This is a genomic window from Brevundimonas abyssalis TAR-001, assembly GCF_000466985.1.
Classification (GTDB): domain Bacteria; phylum Pseudomonadota; class Alphaproteobacteria; order Caulobacterales; family Caulobacteraceae; genus Brevundimonas; species Brevundimonas abyssalis.
Map to the genome: position 1 here is coordinate 1 of NZ_BATC01000011.1, position 21,471 is coordinate 21,471.

The following is a 21,471-nucleotide window of genomic DNA, read 5'->3' on the forward strand; positions in this document are numbered from 1 at the left end:
CCCGATGGGGGAGGATTGGGCGCCGGCTCCGGAAAATCAGGCCGCCTGGGCGCCGGACGCCGGGGCGAGCCCCTGCATGATCATCTTGTTGATGTCGATCAGGGGCTCGAAATCCTCTTCACGGCGCATGACGGCCGAGGAGTGGCGGCTGACGAACAGGCTGATGGAGATGAGCTGCGCGCGCAGCGGGGCCGGCAGGTTGTTGTCGGGATTTGCGCAGTCCGTGGCCAGGGTCGACCACAGGCGCCGGTTCCAGTCCAGGGCGTCGATGCGCGTCTTCAGATCGCTCGGATCCGCGCGCGACGCCTCCATGAGGGCCCGCGTGACCTGGCCGAACAGGCGGTACTCCGCCTCGCGGGGGTTCTCCGCCCTAGCGGTCGCTGTCTTGTAGGCCTGAAGCGACATCGCCGATCCTCGATTCTTCGTATTCAACCAATTTGCGGGCGGCCATCAGGGCCTTGTAGTACTCGCGGGCCATCACGTGCCGTGAGGCGGCCACACAGTCAGCCATGGTGTCCGGATTTCGGGTGGCGCCCATGAACTCGGACAGGCGCATGGCGAATTCGTCGTAGAATTTGTCCGCCGAGGACTCATCCAGGTACATCATCATGACCGGGAAATAGATCCGGCGCGCCGGACTGGTCACCTCGTCGGCCTGCATGATGTCCTTCTCGCGCAGGACCGAGGCCTTGTTCTGGAGCAGAAGCACGCCACGACGGTCGCCGTTCTGGACGACGGCTCCGTTGAGGACGAATTTTTCGCCCGGCTTGAGCGACAGTTTCAGCGGCATGACGACCCTCCCGCGCCTCACACCTACCGAGGCTCGCCTGATGCTGATTAAACAAACGTGGTTAACCATCCCTTGTGTTTCGGTCGGCAGCATGAGGAGAAATCCGAGTCCGGGAGTGATCTGAGTTGAGCATCGCATTCGAGGCGCCCACCGCCCTGCCGGGGCTGGCGCGCGCCGCCGACGCAGCCGCTGGTGACGCCGCCTCGCCCGAAGCCGTCGGGCGGCTGTCGCGGGTCCTGGCGAAGGACGGCGGGAAGGCCAGGAAGCAGGCGCGCGCCGCCGTGGCCCAATTGAAGGCCGCCGTCGCCGACCTGCGCGTCCATGACTATGAGGGCGCCAGCAGGAAGGCTCTCAAGGCGCTGGAGCTCGACAGCAAGCACGGCGTGGCCTGGCACGTGCTGGCCATCGCGCGCGAAAAGGCCGGCGATCTGGTCCAGGCCCTGAACGCCTATGAGGCGGCGCTGAAGCTGCTGCCGAAGGATACGGCGGTGGCGCAGGACCTGGCGCGCCTGGCCCAGCGTCTGGGCTATCTGGAAATCGCCGAGAAACTGCTGCTGCACTATCTGGCGGCGGACCCGGACCATGTGGAGGCCATCAACAACCTGGCCTGCGTGCTGCGCGACCAGAATCGCTATGATCAGGCCATCGAGGTGCTGCGCGCGCGGCTGCAGACCGCGCCGGACAGCGCCATGATGTGGAACACCCTGGGCACCGTGATGGGCGACCAGGGAGACATGGCCACCGCCCTCACCTTCTATGACGAGGCCCTGCGGCTGGAGCCCGGCTTCGCCAAGGCGCGCTACAATCGCGGCAACGCGCGCCAGCCCCTGGGCGATTTCGAGGGCGCGCTGGAGGACATCGAGGCCGCCCTGCCCCACGCCGCGCCTGGATACGAGACCGGCATGATGACCATGGCCCGGGCCCTGACCCTGATGGCGTCCGGCCGCCTGAAGGAGGGCTATGAGGCCTATGAGGTGCGTCTGGATCCGGTCATGCCCGACGCCATCGCCGTCGTGGCCGACGGGCCGCGCTGGACGCCGGACCAGCCGCTGGAGGGCAAGCGCATCCTGGCCGTGGGTGAACAAGGCGTCGCCGACGAATTCATCTTCGCCAACATGATCCCCGACCTTATCCGGGCGGTGGGACCCGAGGGGCAGGTGTTCCTGGCGGTGGAGCCGCGGCTGGTCTCGATCTTCCAGCGCAGCTTCCCCGAGGCCGTGGTCGGCGCGCACCAGGCGGTGCGCAAGGCCGGACGGCTGATCCGCTTCGCGCCGTTCATGCAGGCGCACGGCGCGGTGGACGGCTGGCTGCCCCTGGCCAGCCTGATGGCGCCGTTCCGTCCGACCCTGGAGGCCTTTCCGGACCACGCCGGCTACATGACGCCCGACCCGGAGCGCGTGGCGCGCTGGCGAGACGAGCTGGCGGCCCTGGGCGACGGCTTCAAGGTGGGCCTCCACTGGAAGAGCCTGGTGCTGAAGGGCGTCCGGTCACGCTATTTCTCGCCCTTCGACCAGTGGCGGCCGATCCTGACCACCCCCGGCTGCATCATGGTCAATCTGCAGTGCGGCGACACCGCCGCCGAACTGGCCCAGGCCGAGGCGGAGGGGCTGAAGATCTGGACCCCGCCCATCAACCTCAAGGACGACCTTGAGGACGTGGCCGCCCTGTCGTCGGCGCTGGACCTGGTGATCGGCCCGGCCATCGCCGGGACCAATATCGCCGCGGCCGTGGGGGCGGACGCCTGGATGATCCAGGCGCCGGACGACTGGCACGTGCTGGGCTGGAAATCCTACCCCTTCTATCCGCGCATGCGGGGATGGGCGGCGGGCTCGTTCGGGCGCTGGGACGGGGTGATGGCCGATATGGCCGCCGAACTGGCGCGAATATCTTCGTCGCGCCGGAACGCCGCCTGATCGCCGCACGTTTCCCTCCCAGACAAGGGAGCCGAGACCATGGCCGAGCGACCGGAAGAACCCGACGAACAGGATCAGTCCGAGACCTTCGACGAGACCCATCTGGACGACGAGGGCGACGGCGACGTCACCCTCGAGGAGATGGACGTTCTGGATGTCACCCAGGAAGCGGGGGACGCGGACGACGAGGATCTGGAGCTGGAGGACGTCCAGGCCCTGGACGGCGTCGACCCGCGCGCTGACGCCCGGACCGACGGCGGCGAGCAGCCCGTCAACGAACTGGACGCCGAAAGCGACGGCGAATACGGCGCCGACGAGATCGAACAGGTGCCTTCGGGCCTGATGCGCAACGTCAAGGGCGCACAGGGTTCGGCCGCGCACTGGGAGTCCCGCCGCCTGGACGATGACGACATTGACTCCCTGGGCTACGGCCCGGACGAAACCCAAGAGGAAGCCCGATGAACGACAACACCCGCGACGACGACGTCAACGCCCCCTATTCCCGCAAGATCACGCCGGAAAAGGGCAAGCCCGATCAGATGCCGGGCGATGGCGAGGCCAGAAACCACCAGGAGGAGCTGATCGACGAGGCGGTCGAGGAGACCTTCCCGGCCAGCGACCCCGCGACGCCCAAGCGCATCACCTGAACCCTGTTCAGGTGCGTCCTGATCCGCTACCCACTCGGGTCTCTCATGGACGGAGTGGATGAATGGATCGGTTCCAGGGCACCGAGAACTATATTGCGACCGACGACCTGAAGGTGGCGGTCAACGCGGCCGTGACCCTGGAGCGGCCGCTGCTGATCAAGGGCGAACCGGGCACCGGCAAGACGGTTCTGGCCTATGAACTGGCCGAGGCGCTGGGCGCGCCGCTGATCACCTGGCACATCAAGTCCACCACCAAGGCCCACCAGGGCCTGTACGAATACGACGCCGTATCCCGCCTGCGCGACAGCCAGCTGGGCGAGGAGCGGGTCCATGACGTGCGCAACTATCTGAAGCGCGGCAAGCTGTGGGAGGCCTTCACGGCGCCGCAGCGCCCCGTGCTGCTGATCGACGAGATCGACAAGGCCGACATCGAGTTCCCCAACGACCTGTTGCAGGAGCTGGACCGGATGGAGTTCTACGTCCACGAGACGGACGAGACGATCCGCGCCGAGGTGCGCCCGGTGGTGGTCATCACCTCGAACAACGAAAAGGAGCTGCCGGACGCCTTCCTGCGCCGCTGCTTCTTCCACTACATCCGCTTCCCCGACGAGGAGACCATGAAGGCCATCGTCGAGGTGCACTATCCGGGCCTGAAGCCCCGGCTGGTGGCGGCGGCGCTGAAGACCTTCTACCAGATCCGCGAGACGCCAGGCCTGAAGAAGAAGCCGTCCACGTCCGAACTGCTGGACTGGCTGAAGCTGCTGATGGTGGACGATGTGACGCCCGAGACCCTGGCCGAGCGCGACCCCAAACGCCTGATCCCGCCCCTGCACGGCGCCCTTCTGAAAAACGAGCAGGACGTGCACCTGTTCGAGCGCCTGGCGTTCCTGCAACGCCGCGAGGCCGGGCGGCCCGGCGGCTGACGGGTTCCGTCAGGGCCGATTACCGCGATTTCACTGGCGTCTGAAAAACCCCAGCGCACAATAGGGCAGTAACAGGAGCCGACACCATGCGCGCCCTCATCCTTCCGATCTGCCTCGCCGCCCTGGTCGCGGCCTGCGACAGCGAGCCCTCGATCCGCATCTCGCGTGACAGCGACCAAAGCACGGAGTCCAGCGGCGCCCTTCGCGTTGTGGACTCCCTGCAGTGTCCCCAGACCCATGGGGTGCTGACCCGGCGTGGCGCGCCGGCCGCCGACGGCCTGTCCTGCGAATACACCGGTCCGCGCGGCTCCCAGGTGACCCTGCGGCTGGTGACGCTGGACAGCGAGGGGCTGGCCGCCCTGGACGCGCTGGAGACCGAGGTCCAGGCGCTGCTGCCCTCGGCGGTCGAGCGGGTGGGCGGCGCGGTCGCCGTGTCCGCCGTCGACGCCGGATCCCAGGCCTCCGCCTCCGCCGGCGGCGGCGACAGCGTGGCCGTTCAGGTTCCCGGCGTGACCATCGAGGCCGAGGGCGACAACGCCACGGTCCGCATCCCCGGCATCAGCATCGACACCGACGGCGGCCAGTCCCGTGTGCGCGTCGGCGGCTTCAGCATCCGCAGTGATGAAGCCGGGGATCAGGTCAACATCAGCAGCGACAACGAGGCCGTGCGCATCCGCGCCCGGGAGGAGGCGGTGGAAATCCGCACCCGCGACAGCTCGCACGGCGTCCGCGCCACATACATCCTGGTGGATGAGCGCGGCTCGGACCTGGGCTGGCGTCTCGTGGGCTACGAGGCGCGCGGCCCCGAGGGCGGCCCCCTGATCGTGGCCGTGGTGCGCAGCAAGGATCGCCACGAGGACGAAGTGTTCGACGGCGCCAAGTCCCTGGTCCGTCTGAACGTCGGAGAATAAGCGGACCGGCGGGCTTGATCGCTGTGCCCGAATGCGTCAGGTCCGGGGCCTCGAACCGACGGAGTGATCTTGGCCCAGGCGCGAAAGAGACCCAGCGAAAAGGCGCCCCGCGCCTGGCAGCGCATGCTGTCCGGACGACGGCTGGACCTGCTGGATCCCTCGCCCTTCGACATCGAGATCGAGGACATCGCGCACGGCCTGGCCCGCGTCGCCCGCTGGAACGGCCAGACCATCGGCGACCATGCCTTCTCCGTCGCCCAGCACAGCGTGGTGGTGGAGGAGATCGTCGCCCACATCCAGCCGGACATCGCCCCGAAGTGGCGGCTGGCGGCCCTGCTGCATGACGCGTCCGAGTATGTGATCGGCGACATGATCTCGCCGTTCAAATCGGCCCTGGGCTTCAACTACAAGGAATTCGAGGCGCGGCTGGAAAGCGCCATCCACCTGCGTTTCGGCCTGCCGCCCAAGTCCCCCGCCACCATCAAGACCCTGATCAAGAAGGCCGACCGGGCCTGCGCCTTCTTCGAGGCGACCCAGCTGGCCGGGTTCGACCGCAAGGAGTCCCTGCGCCTGTTCGGCTCCCCGCCCGCCGACTACGATCTGGTGATCCACCCCCTGCCCGCGGGCCAGGCCCAGGCGCGTTATCTGGAGCGTTACCAATTGCTGGCCGGGGCCATGGGTGTGCTGCCCGCCGCCGACGCCTGGCACACGGAGTGACCATGGACCGCGCCGTTCAGGACCAGGGTGTGCTGATCGGGCTGTCAGTGGTGGTGTTCGCCCTGCGCGACGGCGAGGCGGTGGTGCTGACCACCGGGGGCGGCCCCGACGGCGCCGGCCTGCCCTTCGGCCCGTTCCAGCCGGCGCGCCACCGCACCTTCGAACTGGCCCTGCGCGATTTCGTGGCCGAGCAGACGACGTTTCCGCTCGGCTATGTGGAGCAGCTCTACACCTTCGGCGACGCGGGCCGGGAGTCACCTCGGGCGGAGATGGGCGTGGGCGCGCGGCGTGTGGTTTCCGTCGGCTATCTGGCCCTGACCCACGACCCCAGCGCCGTGGCCGGCCCCGGCTCCGCCTGGACGCCGGTGCTGGAGTTCTTCCCGTGGGAGGACTGGCGCCGGGGACGGCCGGACATGATCGATCAGCGGATCGCGCCGGCCCTGGCGGCCTGGGTCGCCGAGGCGGAAACGGCCGCCCGCGCCGCCCGTGTCGACCGTCTGTTCGCCCTGAAAGGCGCGCGCTGGAACGAACAGCAGGTGCTGGAGCGGTACGAACTGCTCTATGAGGCCGGCCTGACACCCGAAGCGGCGCGCGACCACGGCCAGCCCGCGCGGGGCGCCATCCCGGGCCGCGCCATGGTGTCGGACCACCGCCGCATCCTGGCCACCGCGATCGGCCGTCTGCGCAGCAAGACGAAATATCGCCCGGTGCTGTTCGACCTGACCCCCGACACCTTCACCTTGTCCCAGCTCCAGGCCGCCGCCGAGGCGGTCTCGGGCCTGTCCCTGCACAAGCAGAATTTCCGCCGCGGGGTGGAGCGCACCGGCCTGGTCGAACCCACCGGAAGGCTGAGCGCCGCCACCGGCGGGCGGCCCGCCGAACTCTACCGCTACCGGGGGGCCGAGCCTCCGGCGGCGGCGTCACCGGCCTGTCCCTGCCCGGCCAGCGATAATCGCAACGGAACGCTTGCGGGAAACGCCCGAGCCGATTAGGTATCCCGCCTCGCTCGACCACCCCTAGGGGAAACAGCGACCGCGGAGAGGTGGCAGAGTGGTCGAATGTACCGCACTCGAAATGCGGCGTACGTGGAAGCGTACCGTGGGTTCGAATCCCACCCTCTCCGCCATTCGCCTTCGCAGCCCAGGCTAGAAAAATCGCCTGTTCGACGGGTCCGGCATGGGTCGCTGCACCTGTCCGTCGAAACGCCCTGCGCCGCGGCACGGCCGCCGCAGGCAGGACGATCGCGGGTCAGACCGTATCAAGCACCTTGCCGTGGGTGCTGATGACCTCGGCGTAGAGCAGGCCGGAGTCCTTTATGGTCCGCTCCTGGGTCTGGAAGTTCACGTGGGTGATGCCGAACCGCTTGGAGAAGCCCAGAGACCATTCCAGATTGTCCAGCAGCGACCAGGCCATGTAGCCGGTCAGGTTGACCCCCTTGTTGATCGCATCATGGGCGGCCTTGAGGTGGTTCTTCAGATACTCGACCCGCATGGGATCATGGATGCGGCCGTCGATGGCGTGGGGCGGATCGTACCAGGCCGAGCCGTTCTCGGTGATCATCAGGGGCAAACCGCCCGTCTGTTCGTGCAGCCAGACGAGTGTGTCGGTCAGGGCCGGGGGATAGACCTCCCAGCCGGTCTCCGTGTGGGCGTGCTGGACCTGCTTCACCGGCTTGGCCCGCACGGGCCAGGCGGACGGGTCGTTCTCGGGCACGGCGCGCGTGTACCAGTTCAGCCCCATCCAGTCGGTGGGCGTGGCGATGAGGTCGAAGTCCTCCCTGGGGAACTCGCGCCAGGCGCGCCCATAGACGTCCTTGAGCTCCTCGGGATAGCCGCGTCCCATCAGGGGATCGAGGAACCAGCGGTTCATCTGGGCCTCGGCGCGTTTGCGCGCGGCCTCGTCCTCGGGCTTGTCGCTGGCCGGGTATTTCGGCTCGATGTTCAGGACGATGCCGATTCGGCCCTCGCCCACCTCGCGGAAGCGGCGCACGGCGGCGCCGTGGGCGCGCAGGACGTTGTGACCCGCGATCACCGCCTCGAAGGCCGAGCGATGGCCCGGGGCCAGCGCCCCGTGCAGATAGCCGCCGTCGACGATCACCCAGGGCTCGTTGATGGTGCCCCAGGTCTTGATGCGGCCCTTGAACTTTTCGAACAGCACCTGGCCGTAGTCCGCGAACCAGTCGGCGATGTCGGGGTTCAGCCAGCCGCCACGATCGTCCAGCGCGGCGGGCAGATCCCAGTGGTACAGGGTGCAGAGCGGCTCGATGCCCGCCTCCAGCAGGCCGTCCACCAGCCGGTCATAGAAGTCCAGGCCCGCTTCGTTGATGCGTCCGCGACCCTCGGGCATCACCCGGCTCCATGACACGCTGAAGCGGTAGGCCTGAAGGTTCAGGCGCGTCATGAGGGCGACGTCCTCGCGCCAGCGGTTGTAGTGGTCGCAGGCCACATCGCCCGTGTCGCCGTCCTTCATGTTCCCCGGCGTATGGGCGAAGCGATCCCATATGGACGCTCCGGCGCCGTCGGCCATGGACGAGCCTTCGATCTGATAGGCGGCCGTGGCGGCTCCCCACAGGAATCCCTCGGGAAATTCGTAGCTTCGAGTCATCGGGGACGTTCCTGCACTGGTGTAGCGGCCAATACGTCATGTTCGAGCGTTCGACAAACGCTTGCGTAAACGATTACAGCCGTGTCATGTAAACGATTACACACTGAACGCCGGACCGCCGTCAAGGCCGCCGGGACGGTTCAGAGGGGTTTAGGGAGACGGCAACAGATGATGGCGAAAGCCTCTGCATCAGCCCGGGTGACGTGGTCTTGAGGCCCGCGACCATCAAGGACGTCGCCGCCCGCGCCGGCGTATCCGTGGCCTCGGTTTCCCGCGTCCTGAACGCCCAGGGCGTCGTCGGCGAGGACGTCCGCGCCCGCGTCATGGAGGCGGTCGAGACCCTGTCCTATGTGCCCCATTCCGGCGCCCGCAGCCTGATCACCCGAAAAACCGACACGGTGGGCGTGATTCTGCCGGATCTGTTCGGCGAGTTCTTCTCGGAGTTGATCCGGGGCATGGATCTGGCGGCGCGCGAGAAGCGGCTGCACCTGATCGTGTCCAGCTCCCACGACGACGCCGAGGAGGCGTCCTTCGCCATCAAGTCCATGCGTGGCCGGGTGGACGGGCTGATCATCCTGTCGCCCCATCTGGACGCCGCGGCGCTCGCCGCCAGCATGCCGCGGTCCCTGCCCGTCCTGCTGATGAACGGCGGGGCCCGCGATGTGGACCGGCCCTCCATCACCGTAGACAACCACGGCGGCGCAGAGGTCATGACCCGCCACCTGCTGGCTCAGGGCCGCCGCCGCGTGGCCCATGTGGCCGGGCCTGTCGGCAACCTGGAGGCCGAGGCGCGCCGGGCCGGCTACCTGGCCGCCATGGCCGAGGCGGGGATCGAGCCGGTGGTTCTGGACGGCGACTTCGATCAGGCGTCCGGCTTTCGCGCCGGCGCCGCGATCGCGGCCATGGACATCCGTCCCGACGCCGTGTTCGCGGGCAACGACATGATGGCGCTCGGCGTGCTGCTGGCCCTGCAGGAAGCGGGTCTGCGCTGTCCCGAGGACGTGGCCGTCGGCGGGTTCGATGACGTGCCCATCGCGTCCCTGGTCCGGCCCGCCCTGACCACCATGAGAATCGACATCGCCGAGACCGGCCGCCGCGCCCTGGAACGCTTGGTGAGCCTGATCGACGCGGCAGGGGAAGCCCCCATCAACCACGAAATCGTGCGGCCAACGCTCGTCGCGCGCCAATCCAGCAACAGCAGCAACAGCGGGAACAGCGGATCCAAATCCGCGCTCGCTCAGGGAGGATGAAGACCATGATCCGGAACACCAGACGTCACCGCAGCCTGATGGGCGCATCGGCCGCCGCCATCGCCACCTCCTTGCTCCTCGCGGGCGGCGCAATGGCGCAGACGGCCACTTCGACCATTCGCGGCAACGTCAGCGACCAGGGGCAGGCCGAGGCCGGCGCCCAGATCGTCGCGCGTGACAGCGCCTCGGGCTACGTCTCGCGCGCCACGGCCAACGCCTCGGGCAATTATGTGCTGTCCGGCCTGCGCCCCGGTTCCTATGAGGTGACCGTCACCACCGCCGATGGACAGAGCACGACGGAGACGGTGAGCATCGGTGTCGGCCAGACCGGCACCCTGGACGTGGACGTTGCCAGCGCCGCCCCCGGCGTCACCGATGTGGCCGAAGTCGTCATCGTGGCCCGCCAGTTGGCTGACACTCGCACTTCCGAAGTCGCGACCAACGTCAGCCGCACCCAGATCGACACCCTGCCGCAGATCAGCCGCAACTTCCTGAATTTTGCGGCCCTGGCGCCGGGCGTGCGCGTGACCGAGGGCGAGACCGAACGGACCATCACCGCCGGGGGGCAGCCCGCTTCGGCCATCAACGTCTTCATCGACGGCCAGAACCAGAAATCCACCATCGTCGACGGCGGCGTGGCCGGTCAGGACGACAGCCGCGGCAACCCCTTCCCGCAAGGCGCCGTGCAGGAGTTCCGGGTCGTCTCCCAGAACTTCAAGGCCGAATACGAACAGGCCGGTTCGGCCATCATCACGGCCGTGACCCGCTCGGGCTCCAACGCGTTCGAGGGCGAGGTCTTCGCCACCTATCAGAACGAGGAGTGGATCCAGCAGGACTACTTCTCGGAGCTGCGGGGCGCGGACCAGCCCGAGCTGACCCGTGAACAGTACGGCTTCGTCCTGTCAGGCCCCATCATCGAGGACACGCTGCACTTCCTGGCGTCCTACGAGCGCAAGGACGAAACCCGTTCGGCCCAGACGTTCCTGACCCGGCCTGAATACGAGCCGCTGTTCACCGATCAGCTGGGCAATTTCGCCACGCCGTTCGAGCAGGACCTGTTCTTCGGAAAGCTGAGCTGGCAGGTCAACGACCGCAACCGCATCGAGCTCACCGGCACCTGGCGCGAGGAATCCGACATCCGGGATGTCGGCGGTCAGAACGGTCCTGAACGCGCCACGCAGATCAACGGCGAGACACGCTCGATCGTGCTGCGACACCAGTATCAGGGAGACAATTTCCTGAACGAGATGGCGCTCGACTATTTCAACTACACGTACAATCCCACTGCGCTGAACTTCGACACCTACGGGGCTGAATACGCGGTCTTCCGGGACAACGACGTGAACACGCCGGGCTTCCAGTTCAACGTGTTCAACCGGGAAGCGACCGTCTTCACCCTCGGGGGACGCAGCGACAATCAGAACATCGAGCAGGAAAGCATCACGTTCCGCAACGACCTGACCTTCACCAATATCGAATGGAACGGCGAGCACACCATCAAGCTGGGCTTCAAGTACTCTGACCAGAGCTACTTCGTGAACAAGGAGTTCGGGCGCAATCCGCAGTTCTGGTTTGATGTCGACGGCCGGCCTGAAATCAACGGATCGACCGAAATCCCGGTTCGCGTCTCGCTGGGCACAGCGGTGGCGCCGGCCGACATCTCGAACGCGGTCATCGGCCTGTATATCCAGGACGACTGGCGCATCACAGATCGGCTGGAGCTGAATCTGGGCCTGCGCTGGGACTACGAGGACAACGCGGTCAACAACGACTACACCACGCCCCAGAATATCCGCGGCATGCTGGCGGCCATGGAGGCCCTGCCGGGCTACAGCTTCCCGGAGTATTTCAATCCCGACGACTATGTCACCGACGGCGACCGCGACGCTTTCACCGACGCCTTCCAGCCGCGGATCGGCTTCTCCTACGACGTGTTCGGGGACCAGAGCACGGTGATCTTCGGCGGCGCCGGCCGCTACTACGACCGCATCGGCTTCAACTTCCCGTTCGACGAGCGGTTCAAGCCGACCCAGTTCATTCGCGAGGTGTTCTTCTCGGCGGATGGGTCCCGGCCCGGCACCGTCGCCTGGGATCCGGCCTATCTGACGCCGGAGGGCCTGGACCCGCTGCTTGCGGCCACGCCGGGCGCCGGCGAGGTGTTCCTGATCCGCAACGACGCTCCGCCGCCGCGCACCGACCAGTTCAACCTGGGTGTGCGTCAGCAGTGGAACGACTGGCAGCTGTCGGCCACCCTGGCCTATGCCTTCACCGACAACGAGTTCAGCTGGTACATCGGCAACCCGGCCACGGACGGCAACCGCTTCGGCGGACCGACGCCCGCCTCGGTCGGCTTCACAGAATTCCGCAACCTGATCTTCATCTCCAACCACGACCGCGAACGGGAATACGCCGCCCTGCACCTGCAGGCCGACAAGCCCTACAACCGCGCCGACGGCTGGGGCTTCCAGATCAACTACACCCTGTCCGAAGCCACCCAGAACGGCAGCCGCGATCAGGGCCTGGGCAATTTCGATTTCGACTACAACTGGATCGATACGACCCCGACCTTCTACTCGCCCACCGACGAACGGCACCGCATCACCGCCAGCGGTCTGGTGGACCTGCCCTGGAACTTCCAGCTGTCGGGCTTCCTGACCCTGGGATCGGGCCGGCCCTACACCATCTTCAACTGCCCCGACGCCCCGGCTGGCGGGCCCAACATCTGCTGGAACGAGGGCCGTCCGGAGAAGTTCAGCTTCATCATTCCGGACGCCTGGGCCTACCGTCAGCTGGACCTGCGCCTGACCAAGAACTTCGACCTGTTCGACGGTCATCAGGCCCAGATCTACGTGGACGCCATCAATGTGTTCGGCTTCCGCAACTACTCGGGCTTCAACCAGGACTTCAACTCAGCGGAGTACGGCCGCCCGAACAATGTGTCGCTGCCGACGCGCAGCTTCCAGGTGGGCATGCGCTACCGCTGGTGACGGTTTTCTCCTGAGCCTTGGCCGCTCCCACCTCTCCCCGGGAGCGGCCGCTTTTTTGCTATAGTATCGCGTAAGGAGGCTCCGCCTTGGACCGCCGTCGTTTCCTTTTGACCTCATGCGCCGCCGCCGGCGGCCTCTCGCTCACCGGGCTCGGCGCCTGCGCCTCCACCGGCCCGACGGGGGCGCTCGACCCCGAGATCGCCGAACTCCAGGAACGGACGTTCCGCTGGTTCTGGGACGTGACGCCCCATGCAACCGGACTGACGCCGGACCGCTGGCCGACGCCGTCTTTCTGTTCCGTCGCGGCGGTGGGCAGCGCCCTGACCGTCTATCCCATCGGCGTCGAGAACGGCTGGATCACGCGGGACCAGGCGCGCGAGCGGACCCTGAGCACCGTGCGCTTCTTCCACGACGCGCCGCAGGGGCCGCAGGCCACGGGGGTCTCGGGTCACAAGGGCTTCTTCTATCACTTCCTGGACATGCAGACGGGGCATCGCTTCGGCACGACCGAACTGTCCACCGTGGACACCGCCCTGCTGCTGGGCGGCATGCTGTTCGCGGCACGCTATTTCGACGGCGAGCACGCAGACGAGGTCGAGATCCGGCGGCTGGTCGAGGCGGTGTACGCCCGGGTCGAATGGCCCTGGGCCCAGGTGCGCGGCCACAAGATCAGCATGGGCTGGCACCCGGAGACCGGCTTCATCCCCCATGACTGGGACGGCTACAACGAGGGCATGCTGGTGATCCTGCTGGCCATGGCCAGCCCGACCCACCCGGTGGATCCGGCGGCGTGGGCGGCGTGGTGCTCCACCTACGACACCCTCAGCTGGACGGACCGCTGGGGTCAGCCCTACCTGCATTTCGCCCCGCTGTTCGGCCATCAGTACAGCCACATGTGGGTGGATTTCCGGGGCATCCTCGACCCCTACATGCGCGACAAGGGCTTCGACTATTTCGAGAACAGCCGCCGCGCCGCCTATGCGCAGCAGGCCTATGCACGGGCCAACACGGGGAACTGGACAGGCTATTCGGATCAGGTCTGGGGCCTGACCGCCTGCGACGGGCCCGGCGATTTCGTCCTGGACATCGCCGGACGCGAGCGTGAGTTCTTCAGCTATTCGGCGCGTGGACCGGGCGAGCGGGACGACGGGACCATCGCGCGACCGCGGCGGCGGCCTCCATCGCCTTCGCGCCCGAGATTGTCATCCCCTGCGTCAAGGCCATGAAGGCCCGTTATCCGGCCATCTACACCCGCTACGGCTTCCTTGATGCATTCAACCCCACCCTGACCGAAACCGGCGGGAACGACCTGCTGCACGGCGACATTCATCCCGGCGTCGGCTGGATCGCCGACGACTATCTGGGCATCGACCAAGGGCCCATCGTCATCATGATCGAGAACCACAAGTCGGATCTGGTCTGGCGGCTGATGCGCACCGACCCGCACCTGCGCCGGGGCCTCGAGCGCGCCGGATTCAGCGGAGGCTGGCTGAGCGCATGACCGGGTCCGGCCTTCATCGACGCGCGGCGCTCGGCCTGATGGCCGGGGGTCTGGCCGCGTCGGCGGGGGCCTGCGCGGGGCCGAACGACGGAGTCACGCGCCTGACCCTGTGGGCCATGGGCAACGAGGGGGCGGCGACCCCCGCCCTGCTGGAGGAGTTCCACCGCCTGAACCCGGACGTGCGCGTCTCGGTTCAGGCCCTGCCCTGGACCGCCGCCCACGAGAAGCTGCTGACCGCCTATGCCGGCGACTCGCTGCCGGACGTCAGCCAGGTGGGCAACACCTGGATCGCCGAGATGACCGCCATCGGCGCGGCCACGCCGGTGCCCGCTGACGCCGACGACATCGTGGCGGGCGGGTTCGAAAGCGTCATGGAGACCAACCGCGTCGGCGGCCGGATGATGGGCGCGCCCTGGTACGTGGACACCCGGCTGGTGTTCTATCGCACAGACCTTCTGGCGCGCGCGGGCTATGACGCCGTGCCCCAGGACTGGGCGGGCTGGAAGCGCGCCATGCACGCGGTGAAGCGAACGGCCGGTGACGGAAATTACGCCATCCTCATGCCGGTCAACGAGTTCGAGCAACTGCTGACCTTCGGCCTTCAGACCGGTGAACCGTTGCTGCGTGACAACGACAGCCGGGGCAATTTCTCGAGCCCGGCCTTCGTCTCCGCCCTGGCCTTCTACAAGAGCCTGTTCGACGAGGGCCTGGCGCCCACCATGTCGGCCACGCAGATCTCCAACGTCTGGGACGAGTTCAGCCGGGGCTTCTTCAGCTTCTATTTCTCCGGCCCATGGAGCGTGGGTGACTTCCGCCGCCGTTTGTCCGACGCCATGCAGGCGAACTGGGCCACCGTCGGCGTGCCGGGCCCCGACGGACCGGGCGCCTCGGCGCCGGGCGGCTCCAGCCTGATCGTGTTCGACAGCTCGCCGCGCAAGGACGCCGCCTGGCGGCTGGTGCGGTATCTGTCGCAGGTGGACACCCAGGCGCGTTTCAACGCCCTGACCGGCAACCTGCCCGCCAAGGTCGAGGCCTGGGCGGCCGCCGGCATCCGCAGCGACGACAAGCTGGCGCCCTTCGAGGGCCAGCTTGAGCGCGCCGTGCCGGTGCCCAAGGCGCCCGAGTGGGAACGGGTGGTCACCGAGATGCAGGTGGTGGCCGAACGCATGGTGCGCGGCGAATACACGCCTGAAACGGCCGGCGCTGAGATCGACCGCCGCGCCGACCGGCTGCTGGAGAAGCGTCGCTGGATGCTGGATCAGGGGCGCGCGGCATGAGCGCGGCGCGGACCGAACGGGCGGCCTGGGGCTTCGTGTCGCCGGCGCTGGCGGCGGTGGGCCTGTTTCTTGTGATTCCGGTGTTCGGCGCCCTGCTGCTGAGCCTGACCGATTTCGACATCTACGCCCTGGCCGACATCCGCAACATGCGCTTCGTGGGGCTGGACAACTACGTCAACTTGCTGGGCAATCCGCTCTTCTGGACGGCCATGCGCAATACCGCCTGGTTCGCCGTTCTGGGCGTGCCGGCGACCATCGTGGCCTCGCTGCTGGCGGCGGTGCTGCTGAATTCGAAGATGGTGAAGTGGCGGCCCATCTGGCGGGTGGCGTTCTTCGCCCCCTATGTGACCACCCTCGTGGCCACGGCGGTGGTGTGGCGCTACCTGCTGCACACCCGCTACGGCGTCATCAACTGGGTGCTGGACGGGTTCGGCATCCCGCCGGTGGACTGGCTGGGCCAGCCGGAGACGGCCATTCCCGCCATCCTGATCTTCGCGGTGTGGAAGCTGTTCGGCTATTCCATGCTGATCTTCCTGGCCGTGCTGCAGACCGTGCCCGAGGAGCTCTACGAGGCCGCCCGCATCGACGGCGCCGGTCCGGTCAAACAGTTCCGCCATGTGACCCTGCCGGCCATCGCGCCGACCGTCCTGCTGGTCAGCATCATCTCGGTGGCCACCTTCTTCCAGCTGTTCGCCGAGCCCTATGTGATGACCCAGGGCGGCCCGGCCCAGAGCACGGTGACGGTGCTCTACTTCATGTACGAAGAGGGCTTCAAATGGTGGAACCTGGGTTCCGCCAGCGCCGTGGCCTTCATCCTGTTCCTGTGCATCTTCGCCATCACCCTGGTGCAGCTGTGGGTCTCGCGCCGTCTGGGGAGCGAGACATGAAGCACGCCCTGCCCAAGGTTCTGCTCAACATCGCGGTGGCCCTGATCGGCCTGATCGTGCTGTTCCCGCTGGCGTGGATGGTCTCGGTGTCGTTCATGAGCGCGGGCGAGGCGGCCACCTTCCCGCCGCCGCTGCTGCCGGCCCAGCCGACGCTGGAGCACTACCGCGACCTGTTCGCCAATCAGGGCATGGGGCGCTATCTGTGGAACAGCGTCGCCCTGGCCGGGCTGGCGACGGGGCTGTGCCTGCTGGTCACGGTGCCGGCGGGCTACGCCTTCGCCAAGCTGAGCTTCACCGGGCGCGACCGGCTGTTCCAGATGCTGGTGGGCGCCTGGTGATCCCGGCCCAGATCGGCACCCTGCCCCTGTTCCTGATGCTCAAGCAGGTGGGGCTGGTGAACACCTACGCCGGGGCGCTGGTCCCGTGGCTGACGTCGATCTTCGGCCTGTTCCTGGTGCGCCAGTACGCCCTGTCGATTCCGGACGAGATGCTGGAGGCCGCGCGGGTGGACGGCGCCTCGGAGCGCCAGATTTTCACCCGCGTGGTGCTGCCGACGCTGCAGCCGATTCTGGTGACCCTGGCCCTGTTCGTGTTCGTGGGGTCGTGGAACGACTTCCTGTGGCCCCTGATCATCCTGACGGACCAGTCGAACTACACCCTGCCCGTGGCGCTGGCGACGCTGTCGCGGGAGCACGTGCAGGACATCGAGATGATGATGGCCGGATCGGTCATCACCGTCCTGCCCGTCCTGATCCTCTTCCTCGCCCTGCAACGCTACTACATCCGCGGCATGCTCGCGGGGAGCGTGAAGGGCTGACCCTGTGAGTGCGTAAGCCATGCTGACCCGTCTTCTGATCGCCCTGTTCGTCCTGATCCTGCCCGGCGCCGCCATGGCGCAGGAGACCGTGCTGGACGATTTCGAGGACATCTCGGCCTGGAGCGCGGACGCCTCAACCGACATCAGCGCCCGGGTCAGCCAGGTGGACGGCTACGACGGGCACGCCCTGCGGCTGGACTATGATTTCAACGATGTGTCCGGCTACGCCTTCGCGGCGCGCCCGCTCGTCATCGCCCCCCCCGCCAACTACGAGATCAGCTTCCGGGTGCGCGGCGCGGGGCCCGCCAACACCTTCGAGGTCAAGTTCACGGACGCCTCGGTGGACAATGTCCACTGGCGTCAGGTCACCCGTTGGGAAGCGCCCGACGACTGGACCCTGGTCACCATCCGCCGCCGGCACATCGTCAAGGCGTGGGGCCCGAACCCCGACCCCGTCTATCGCGGATCGGAGCGCATCGAGTTCGTCATCGCCGCGGGCGAAGGCGGCGTGGGCTTCATCGAGGTGGATCAGCTGACCCTGCTTGAACTGCCGCCCGAGCCGTCGTCGCCGCCCCGGCCCATCGCCGCCGCCACCTCCGAAGCCGGCGTGTTCGCCGCCGGACAGGCGGTGGACGGCGACCCCGAGACCCCGTGGCGCAGCGCGGCGGTCGGGGCCCAGGGCCTGACGCTTGATCTGGGCTATGAGCGCGAGTTCGGGGGCGTGACCCTGCGGTGGGCCGAAGACGAACAGGCGACCCGTTACACCGTCTCGACCTCGTCGGACGGGCGGCGCTGGACCCGGCTGCGCGAGGTGACCGGGGGCAACGGCGGGGCCGACCCGATCCTGCTGACCGAGACCGCCGCACGCTGGCTGCGGCTGGACCTGATGGACGGGCCGGGCGAGGCCTACGCCCTGAACGAGATCGAGATCGAACCCCTGAGCTTCGGCGAGGACGCCACCAGCTTCGTCACGGCGGTGGCCGAGGAGGCGCGGCGGGGCCTGTATCCGCGCGGTTTCCACGGCGAGCAGCCCTACTGGACGCTGGTGGGTGTGGACGGCGGCGGCGACAGCGGTCTGATGGGCGAGGACGGCGCTATCGAGTTGGGCCGCGGCGGGCCCTCGGTGGAGCCCTTCGTGGTGGAGAACGGTCGGCTGATCACCTGGGCGGACGTGGGCGTGGCCCAGAGCCTGATGGACGATTATCTGCCCATCCCGTCCGTGCGCTGGACCGCCGAGGACTGGACGCTGGACGTCACCGCCATGGCCGAGGGCGCGCCGGAGCAGGCCGCACTGTACGGCCGCTATGTGCTGACCAACATCTCCAACCGGACGCTGGACCTGACCCTGGCGCTGGCGGCTCGACCTCTGCAGGTGAACGGCCCGGTGCAGTTCCTGTCCACGCCGGGCGGGGTCAGCCCCGTGACGCGCATCGACTGGGACGGCCGGCGCCTGCGCCTCGGCGAGGCCTTCGCCGTGACGCCCCTGTCGGCGCCGGACGCGGTGACGGCCGCCACCTTCGACGCGGGCGCCGATCCGCAGAGCCTGATCGCCTCGGGTCGCGAGGCGTCCCATTCGGTTCAGGACGATACCGGCCTCGCGGCCGCCGCCATGACCTGGCGCGTGACGCTGGCGCCGGGCGAAAGCCGCGTGGTCGGCTGGGCCGCGCCGCTGGAGGGCGCCCTGCCCGCCCTGACCGGCGCGCCGGAGGCGGTGCTGGACGGCGTGGAGCAGCGTACCGCCGCCGTCTGGCGCGAGAAGCTGGACCGCTTCGACATCACCGTGCCCGACGAGGGACAGCGCATCGTCGACACCATGCGCTCCTCGCTGGCCCATATCCTGATGTCGCGCGACGGGCCCAACCTGAAGCCGGGCACCCGCTCCTACAATCGCTCGTGGATCCGGGACGGCGCCATGATCGCCGAAGGGCTGAACCGGCTGGGCTGGGTCGATGTGTCGGCGGACTATCTGCGCTGGTTCACGCCCTACATCTTCAGCGACGGCAAGGTGCCGTGCTGCGTCGACGCGCGCGGCGCCGACCCGGTGCCGGAGAACGACAGCCACGGCGAGTTCATCTTCCTGGCCGCCGAGACCTATCGCTACAACGGCGACCTCGACCTGCTGCGGTCGGTGTGGCCGCAGGTGCGCGGCGCCATCGGCTATATGGACCAGTTGCGCGCCTCGGAGCGGACGGCGGAGAACCGGACGCCGGAGCGGCGCCATCTGTACGGCCTGCTGCCGCCGACCATCAGCCACGAGGGCTATTCGGACCAGCCGGCCTATTCCTACTGGGACGATTTCTGGGGTCTGCTGGGCTACAAGGACGCGGTGTTCATCGCCGAGGCGCTCGGCGAGACCGAAGCGGCGGCCCGCATCGCCGCGGCGCGCGATGAGTTCGCGGGGGACCTGCACGCCTCCATCCGCGCCACGGCCGATCACCATGGCATCGACTTCATCGCCGGGGCGGCGGACCGGGGGGACTTCGATCCCACCTCCACCACCATTGGGCTGTCGCCGGGCGGGGAGCAGGCGCGGCTGGACCCTGCCCTGCTGGCCAACACCTTCGAGCGCTACTGGACGGAATTCGAGCAGCGGATCGAGAACCGCCGCGACTGGGACGACTACACCCCCTACGAGTTGCGCAACGTCGGGGCCTTCGTGCGGCTGGGGCAGCGGGAGCGGGCGCTGGCGGCGCTGGACTTCTTCTTCGGCGACGTGCGGCCCCGGGCCTGGAACGGCTGGGCCGAGGTGGTGGTGCGCGACAAGCGCGAGCCGCGCTTCATCGGCGACATGCCCCACGCCTGGATCAGCTCGGACTACATCCGCTCGGCGCTGGACCTGTTCGTGCACGACCGGGGCGAGGCCCTGGTGCTGGCGGCAGGCGTGCCCGGCCGCTGGCTGGACGACCCGGCGGGCGTGGGGGTCAGAGATGTGCGCACGCCCTGGGGCGCCATGACCTGGGCCCTGACGCCGTCGCAGGGCGGCTGGACCCTGACGCTGGACGGCGACGCGGCGCCGCCTGCGGGCTTCGTTCTGTCCTGGCCATCGGATGCGCCCGCGCCGGGCCGCACGGTCATCGATAGCGAACCGGTCACATGGGACGGGCTGAACCTGACCATCCCCGCCAACGCCCGGCGGGTTGAGATCTTACGCTAGCCGCTGGAACGCCTGCCCGTCCGCGTCGAACAGATGGGCCTGGGCGCGGGGCACATGGACCGTCAGGGCCTCGCCCGCCTTCGGCCGCACATCGCCGGGCAGCTGGCAGGTGATGCCGTCTGCGGCCGCGTCATGGGCCAGATAGGCATAGGTGGCGTGGCCCAGGGTCTCGACGAAATCGGCGCGGGCGGTCAGGGCGTTGTCGCCCCCGGTCAGGGTCAGGTGTTCAGGCCGCACGCCCAGGGTGACGGGGTCGCCGGGCTTCGCGCGCGCGGCGTCCACCGCCACGGTCAAGGCCTCGCCCGCCGCCGTGCGCACCATGGCGCCGCCGGCTGAGGCCTCCACCACTTCGGCCGTGAGGAAGTTCATGCGCGGGCTGCCGATGAATCCGGCCACGAACAGATTGTCCGGATGCTCGTACAGGTCCATGGGCGCGCCCACCTGCTCGATGCGTCCCGCCGACAGCACCACGATGCGGTCGGCCAGGGTCATGGCCTCCACCTGGTCGTGGGTGACGTAGATCATGGTGGTCTTCAGTTCGCCGTGCAGTCGGGCGAACTCGTAGCGCATGCGCACGCGCAGGGCGGCGTCCAGGTTGGACAGGGGTTCGTCGAACAGGAAGACCTGGGGCTCGCGCACGATGGCCCGGCCGATGGCGACGCGCTGGCGCTGCCCGCCGGACAGCTGCTTGGGCTTGCGGTCCAGCAGGTCGGTGATGGTCAGCACCTCGGCCGCCGCGTTGACCCGGCGGTCGACCTCGGCCTTGTCGGTCTTCGCCAGCTTGAGGCCGAAGCCCATGTTCTGGCGCACGGTCATGTGGGGGTAGAGGGCGTAGGACTGGAACACCATGGCGATGCCGCGGTCCGCCGGGGCCTCGCCGCTGACGTTGCGGTCGCCGATCAGGACGTCGCCGCCGGTCAGGTCCTCCAGCCCCGCGATCAGGCGAAGCAGCGTGGACTTGCCACAGCCCGACGGGCCGACAAAGACCACGAACTCGCCGTCCTCGATGGTGAGGTCCACGCCCCGGATCACCTCCGTGGCGCCGAAGTTCTTCCTGACCCCTTCGAGGGTGACATTCGCCATTGTTTCTCTT

20 protein-coding genes and 1 tRNA gene are annotated in these 21,471 nt (G+C 68.1%); 17 read left to right on the plus strand and 4 right to left on the minus strand.

Features of this window, described 5'->3' with window-relative positions:
* Window positions 1-36 precede the first annotated feature (36 nt).
* Window positions 37-405: a flagellar biosynthesis regulator FlaF gene (gene flaF / locus MBEBAB_RS04775; protein WP_021696807.1), complete on the minus strand. Its 369-nt coding sequence runs from the start codon at window positions 403-405 to the stop codon at window positions 37-39.
* Window positions 371-790 carry a flagellar biosynthesis repressor FlbT gene (flbT, locus tag MBEBAB_RS04780; RefSeq protein WP_021696808.1) on the minus strand — a complete coding sequence of 140 codons (420 nt, stop codon included), beginning with the start codon at window positions 788-790 and terminating at the stop codon, window positions 371-373. Before flbT ends, flaF begins: the two co-directional genes overlap by 35 nt.
* A 125-nt stretch (window positions 791-915) precedes the next feature.
* On the opposite strand from flbT, the gene MBEBAB_RS04785 reads away from it, so the two are divergent.
* From MBEBAB_RS04785 to MBEBAB_RS04820, 8 genes are all read left to right on the plus strand, one after another.
* Complete coding sequence (locus MBEBAB_RS04785; protein ID WP_021696809.1) at window positions 916-2,703, plus strand: tetratricopeptide repeat protein; 1,788 nt, start codon at window positions 916-918, stop codon at window positions 2,701-2,703.
* A gap of 39 nt (window positions 2,704-2,742) precedes the next feature.
* The gene (locus MBEBAB_RS04790) at window positions 2,743-3,165 is read left to right on the plus strand and encodes a hypothetical protein (protein WP_021696810.1); all 423 of its coding nucleotides are present in this window, start codon (window positions 2,743-2,745) and stop codon (window positions 3,163-3,165) included.
* Window positions 3,162-3,350 (plus strand): hypothetical protein, encoded by a 189-nt coding sequence (locus MBEBAB_RS04795; RefSeq protein ID WP_021696811.1) that lies wholly within the window; start codon window positions 3,162-3,164, stop codon window positions 3,348-3,350. Before MBEBAB_RS04790 ends, MBEBAB_RS04795 begins: the two co-directional genes overlap by 4 nt.
* 62 nt (window positions 3,351-3,412) lie before the next feature.
* A complete protein-coding gene (locus tag MBEBAB_RS04800; protein WP_021696812.1) occupies window positions 3,413-4,273 on the plus strand; it encodes an AAA family ATPase in 861 nt (286 codons plus the stop codon).
* An 86-nt stretch (window positions 4,274-4,359) separates the two neighbouring features.
* Window positions 4,360-5,184 carry a hypothetical protein gene (locus MBEBAB_RS04805; RefSeq protein ID WP_021696813.1) on the plus strand — a complete coding sequence of 275 codons (825 nt, stop codon included), beginning with the start codon at window positions 4,360-4,362 and terminating at the stop codon, window positions 5,182-5,184.
* Window positions 5,185-5,307: 123 nt separating this feature from the next.
* Complete coding sequence (locus MBEBAB_RS04810; RefSeq protein ID WP_021696814.1) at window positions 5,308-5,901, plus strand: YfbR-like 5'-deoxynucleotidase; 594 nt, start codon at window positions 5,308-5,310, stop codon at window positions 5,899-5,901.
* A 2-nt stretch (window positions 5,902-5,903) separates the two neighbouring features.
* Window positions 5,904-6,893, plus strand: a complete 990-nt coding sequence (locus tag MBEBAB_RS04815) for an NUDIX hydrolase (RefSeq protein ID WP_021696815.1) — start codon at window positions 5,904-5,906, stop codon at window positions 6,891-6,893.
* Between the two features lie 44 nt (window positions 6,894-6,937).
* Window positions 6,938-7,027 (plus strand) — tRNA-Ser (locus tag MBEBAB_RS04820).
* A 122-nt stretch (window positions 7,028-7,149) separates the two neighbouring features.
* Here MBEBAB_RS04820 and MBEBAB_RS04825 read toward each other — a convergent pair.
* A complete protein-coding gene (locus MBEBAB_RS04825) occupies window positions 7,150-8,505 on the minus strand; it encodes a GH1 family beta-glucosidase (RefSeq protein WP_021696816.1) in 1,356 nt (451 codons plus the stop codon).
* A gap of 203 nt (window positions 8,506-8,708) precedes the next feature.
* Between MBEBAB_RS04825 and MBEBAB_RS04830 the strand changes: the two genes are divergently transcribed.
* From MBEBAB_RS04830 to MBEBAB_RS04860, 9 genes are all read left to right on the plus strand, one after another.
* Window positions 8,709-9,755 (plus strand): LacI family DNA-binding transcriptional regulator, encoded by a 1,047-nt coding sequence (locus MBEBAB_RS04830; protein ID WP_021696817.1) that lies wholly within the window; start codon window positions 8,709-8,711, stop codon window positions 9,753-9,755.
* A gap of 5 nt (window positions 9,756-9,760) precedes the next feature.
* Window positions 9,761-12,742 (plus strand): TonB-dependent receptor, encoded by a 2,982-nt coding sequence (locus MBEBAB_RS04835; protein WP_021696818.1) that lies wholly within the window; start codon window positions 9,761-9,763, stop codon window positions 12,740-12,742.
* A gap of 86 nt (window positions 12,743-12,828) precedes the next feature.
* Complete coding sequence (locus tag MBEBAB_RS17930; protein ID WP_021696819.1) at window positions 12,829-13,968, plus strand: glucoamylase family protein; 1,140 nt, start codon at window positions 12,829-12,831, stop codon at window positions 13,966-13,968.
* Window positions 13,965-14,243, plus strand: coding sequence for a glucoamylase family protein (locus MBEBAB_RS17935; RefSeq protein WP_021696820.1), 279 nt, complete (start codon window positions 13,965-13,967; stop codon window positions 14,241-14,243). Before MBEBAB_RS17930 ends, MBEBAB_RS17935 begins: the two co-directional genes overlap by 4 nt.
* Entirely contained in the window at window positions 14,240-15,520 is a 1,281-nt protein-coding gene (locus MBEBAB_RS04845; RefSeq protein ID WP_021696821.1) for an extracellular solute-binding protein, read from the plus strand. The genes MBEBAB_RS17935 and MBEBAB_RS04845 overlap by 4 nt, the downstream gene beginning before the upstream one ends.
* Window positions 15,517-16,407 carry a carbohydrate ABC transporter permease gene (locus MBEBAB_RS04850; protein ID WP_021696822.1) on the plus strand — a complete coding sequence of 297 codons (891 nt, stop codon included), beginning with the start codon at window positions 15,517-15,519 and terminating at the stop codon, window positions 16,405-16,407. The genes MBEBAB_RS04845 and MBEBAB_RS04850 overlap by 4 nt, the downstream gene beginning before the upstream one ends.
* Window positions 16,404-16,745: an ABC transporter permease family protein gene (locus tag MBEBAB_RS17240; RefSeq protein WP_242397071.1), complete on the plus strand. Its 342-nt coding sequence runs from the start codon at window positions 16,404-16,406 to the stop codon at window positions 16,743-16,745. Before MBEBAB_RS04850 ends, MBEBAB_RS17240 begins: the two co-directional genes overlap by 4 nt.
* Complete coding sequence (locus tag MBEBAB_RS17245) at window positions 16,742-17,224, plus strand: carbohydrate ABC transporter permease (RefSeq protein WP_242397072.1); 483 nt, start codon at window positions 16,742-16,744, stop codon at window positions 17,222-17,224. Before MBEBAB_RS17240 ends, MBEBAB_RS17245 begins: the two co-directional genes overlap by 4 nt.
* Before the next feature lie 19 nt (window positions 17,225-17,243).
* Entirely contained in the window at window positions 17,244-20,378 is a 3,135-nt protein-coding gene (locus MBEBAB_RS04860) for a discoidin domain-containing protein (protein WP_021696824.1), read from the plus strand.
* On the opposite strand, the gene MBEBAB_RS04865 is transcribed toward MBEBAB_RS04860, so the two are convergent.
* A complete protein-coding gene (locus tag MBEBAB_RS04865) occupies window positions 20,370-21,461 on the minus strand; it encodes an ABC transporter ATP-binding protein (protein ID WP_021696825.1) in 1,092 nt (363 codons plus the stop codon). The genes MBEBAB_RS04860 and MBEBAB_RS04865 overlap by 9 nt on opposite strands.
* Window positions 21,462-21,471: the final 10 nt, after the last annotated feature.

What these genes read in the sequence shown, in the direction of transcription:
- MBEBAB_RS04860 (WP_021696824.1), top strand. Translation starts at nt 17,244, where the DNA reads ATGCTGACCCGTCTTCTGATCGCCCTGTTCGTCCTGATCCTGCCCGGC.
- flaF (WP_021696807.1), bottom strand. Translation starts at nt 405, where the DNA reads ATGTCGCTTCAGGCCTACAAGACAGCGACCGCTAGGGCGGAGAACCCC.
- MBEBAB_RS17240 (WP_242397071.1), top strand. Translation starts at nt 16,404, where the DNA reads ATGAAGCACGCCCTGCCCAAGGTTCTGCTCAACATCGCGGTGGCCCTG.
- flbT (WP_021696808.1), bottom strand. Translation starts at nt 790, where the DNA reads ATGCCGCTGAAACTGTCGCTCAAGCCGGGCGAAAAATTCGTCCTCAAC.
- MBEBAB_RS04825 (WP_021696816.1), bottom strand. Translation starts at nt 8,505, where the DNA reads ATGACTCGAAGCTACGAATTTCCCGAGGGATTCCTGTGGGGAGCCGCC.
- MBEBAB_RS04865 (WP_021696825.1), bottom strand. Translation starts at nt 21,461, where the DNA reads ATGGCGAATGTCACCCTCGAAGGGGTCAGGAAGAACTTCGGCGCCACG.
- MBEBAB_RS04835 (WP_021696818.1), top strand. Translation starts at nt 9,761, where the DNA reads ATGATCCGGAACACCAGACGTCACCGCAGCCTGATGGGCGCATCGGCC.
- MBEBAB_RS04800 (WP_021696812.1), top strand. Translation starts at nt 3,413, where the DNA reads ATGGATCGGTTCCAGGGCACCGAGAACTATATTGCGACCGACGACCTG.
- MBEBAB_RS04850 (WP_021696822.1), top strand. Translation starts at nt 15,517, where the DNA reads ATGAGCGCGGCGCGGACCGAACGGGCGGCCTGGGGCTTCGTGTCGCCG.
- MBEBAB_RS04845 (WP_021696821.1), top strand. Translation starts at nt 14,240, where the DNA reads ATGACCGGGTCCGGCCTTCATCGACGCGCGGCGCTCGGCCTGATGGCC.
- MBEBAB_RS17935 (WP_021696820.1), top strand. Translation starts at nt 13,965, where the DNA reads ATGAAGGCCCGTTATCCGGCCATCTACACCCGCTACGGCTTCCTTGAT.
- MBEBAB_RS04795 (WP_021696811.1), top strand. Translation starts at nt 3,162, where the DNA reads ATGAACGACAACACCCGCGACGACGACGTCAACGCCCCCTATTCCCGC.
- MBEBAB_RS04805 (WP_021696813.1), top strand. Translation starts at nt 4,360, where the DNA reads ATGCGCGCCCTCATCCTTCCGATCTGCCTCGCCGCCCTGGTCGCGGCC.
- MBEBAB_RS04815 (WP_021696815.1), top strand. Translation starts at nt 5,904, where the DNA reads ATGGACCGCGCCGTTCAGGACCAGGGTGTGCTGATCGGGCTGTCAGTG.
- MBEBAB_RS04810 (WP_021696814.1), top strand. Translation starts at nt 5,308, where the DNA reads ATGCTGTCCGGACGACGGCTGGACCTGCTGGATCCCTCGCCCTTCGAC.
- MBEBAB_RS04790 (WP_021696810.1), top strand. Translation starts at nt 2,743, where the DNA reads ATGGCCGAGCGACCGGAAGAACCCGACGAACAGGATCAGTCCGAGACC.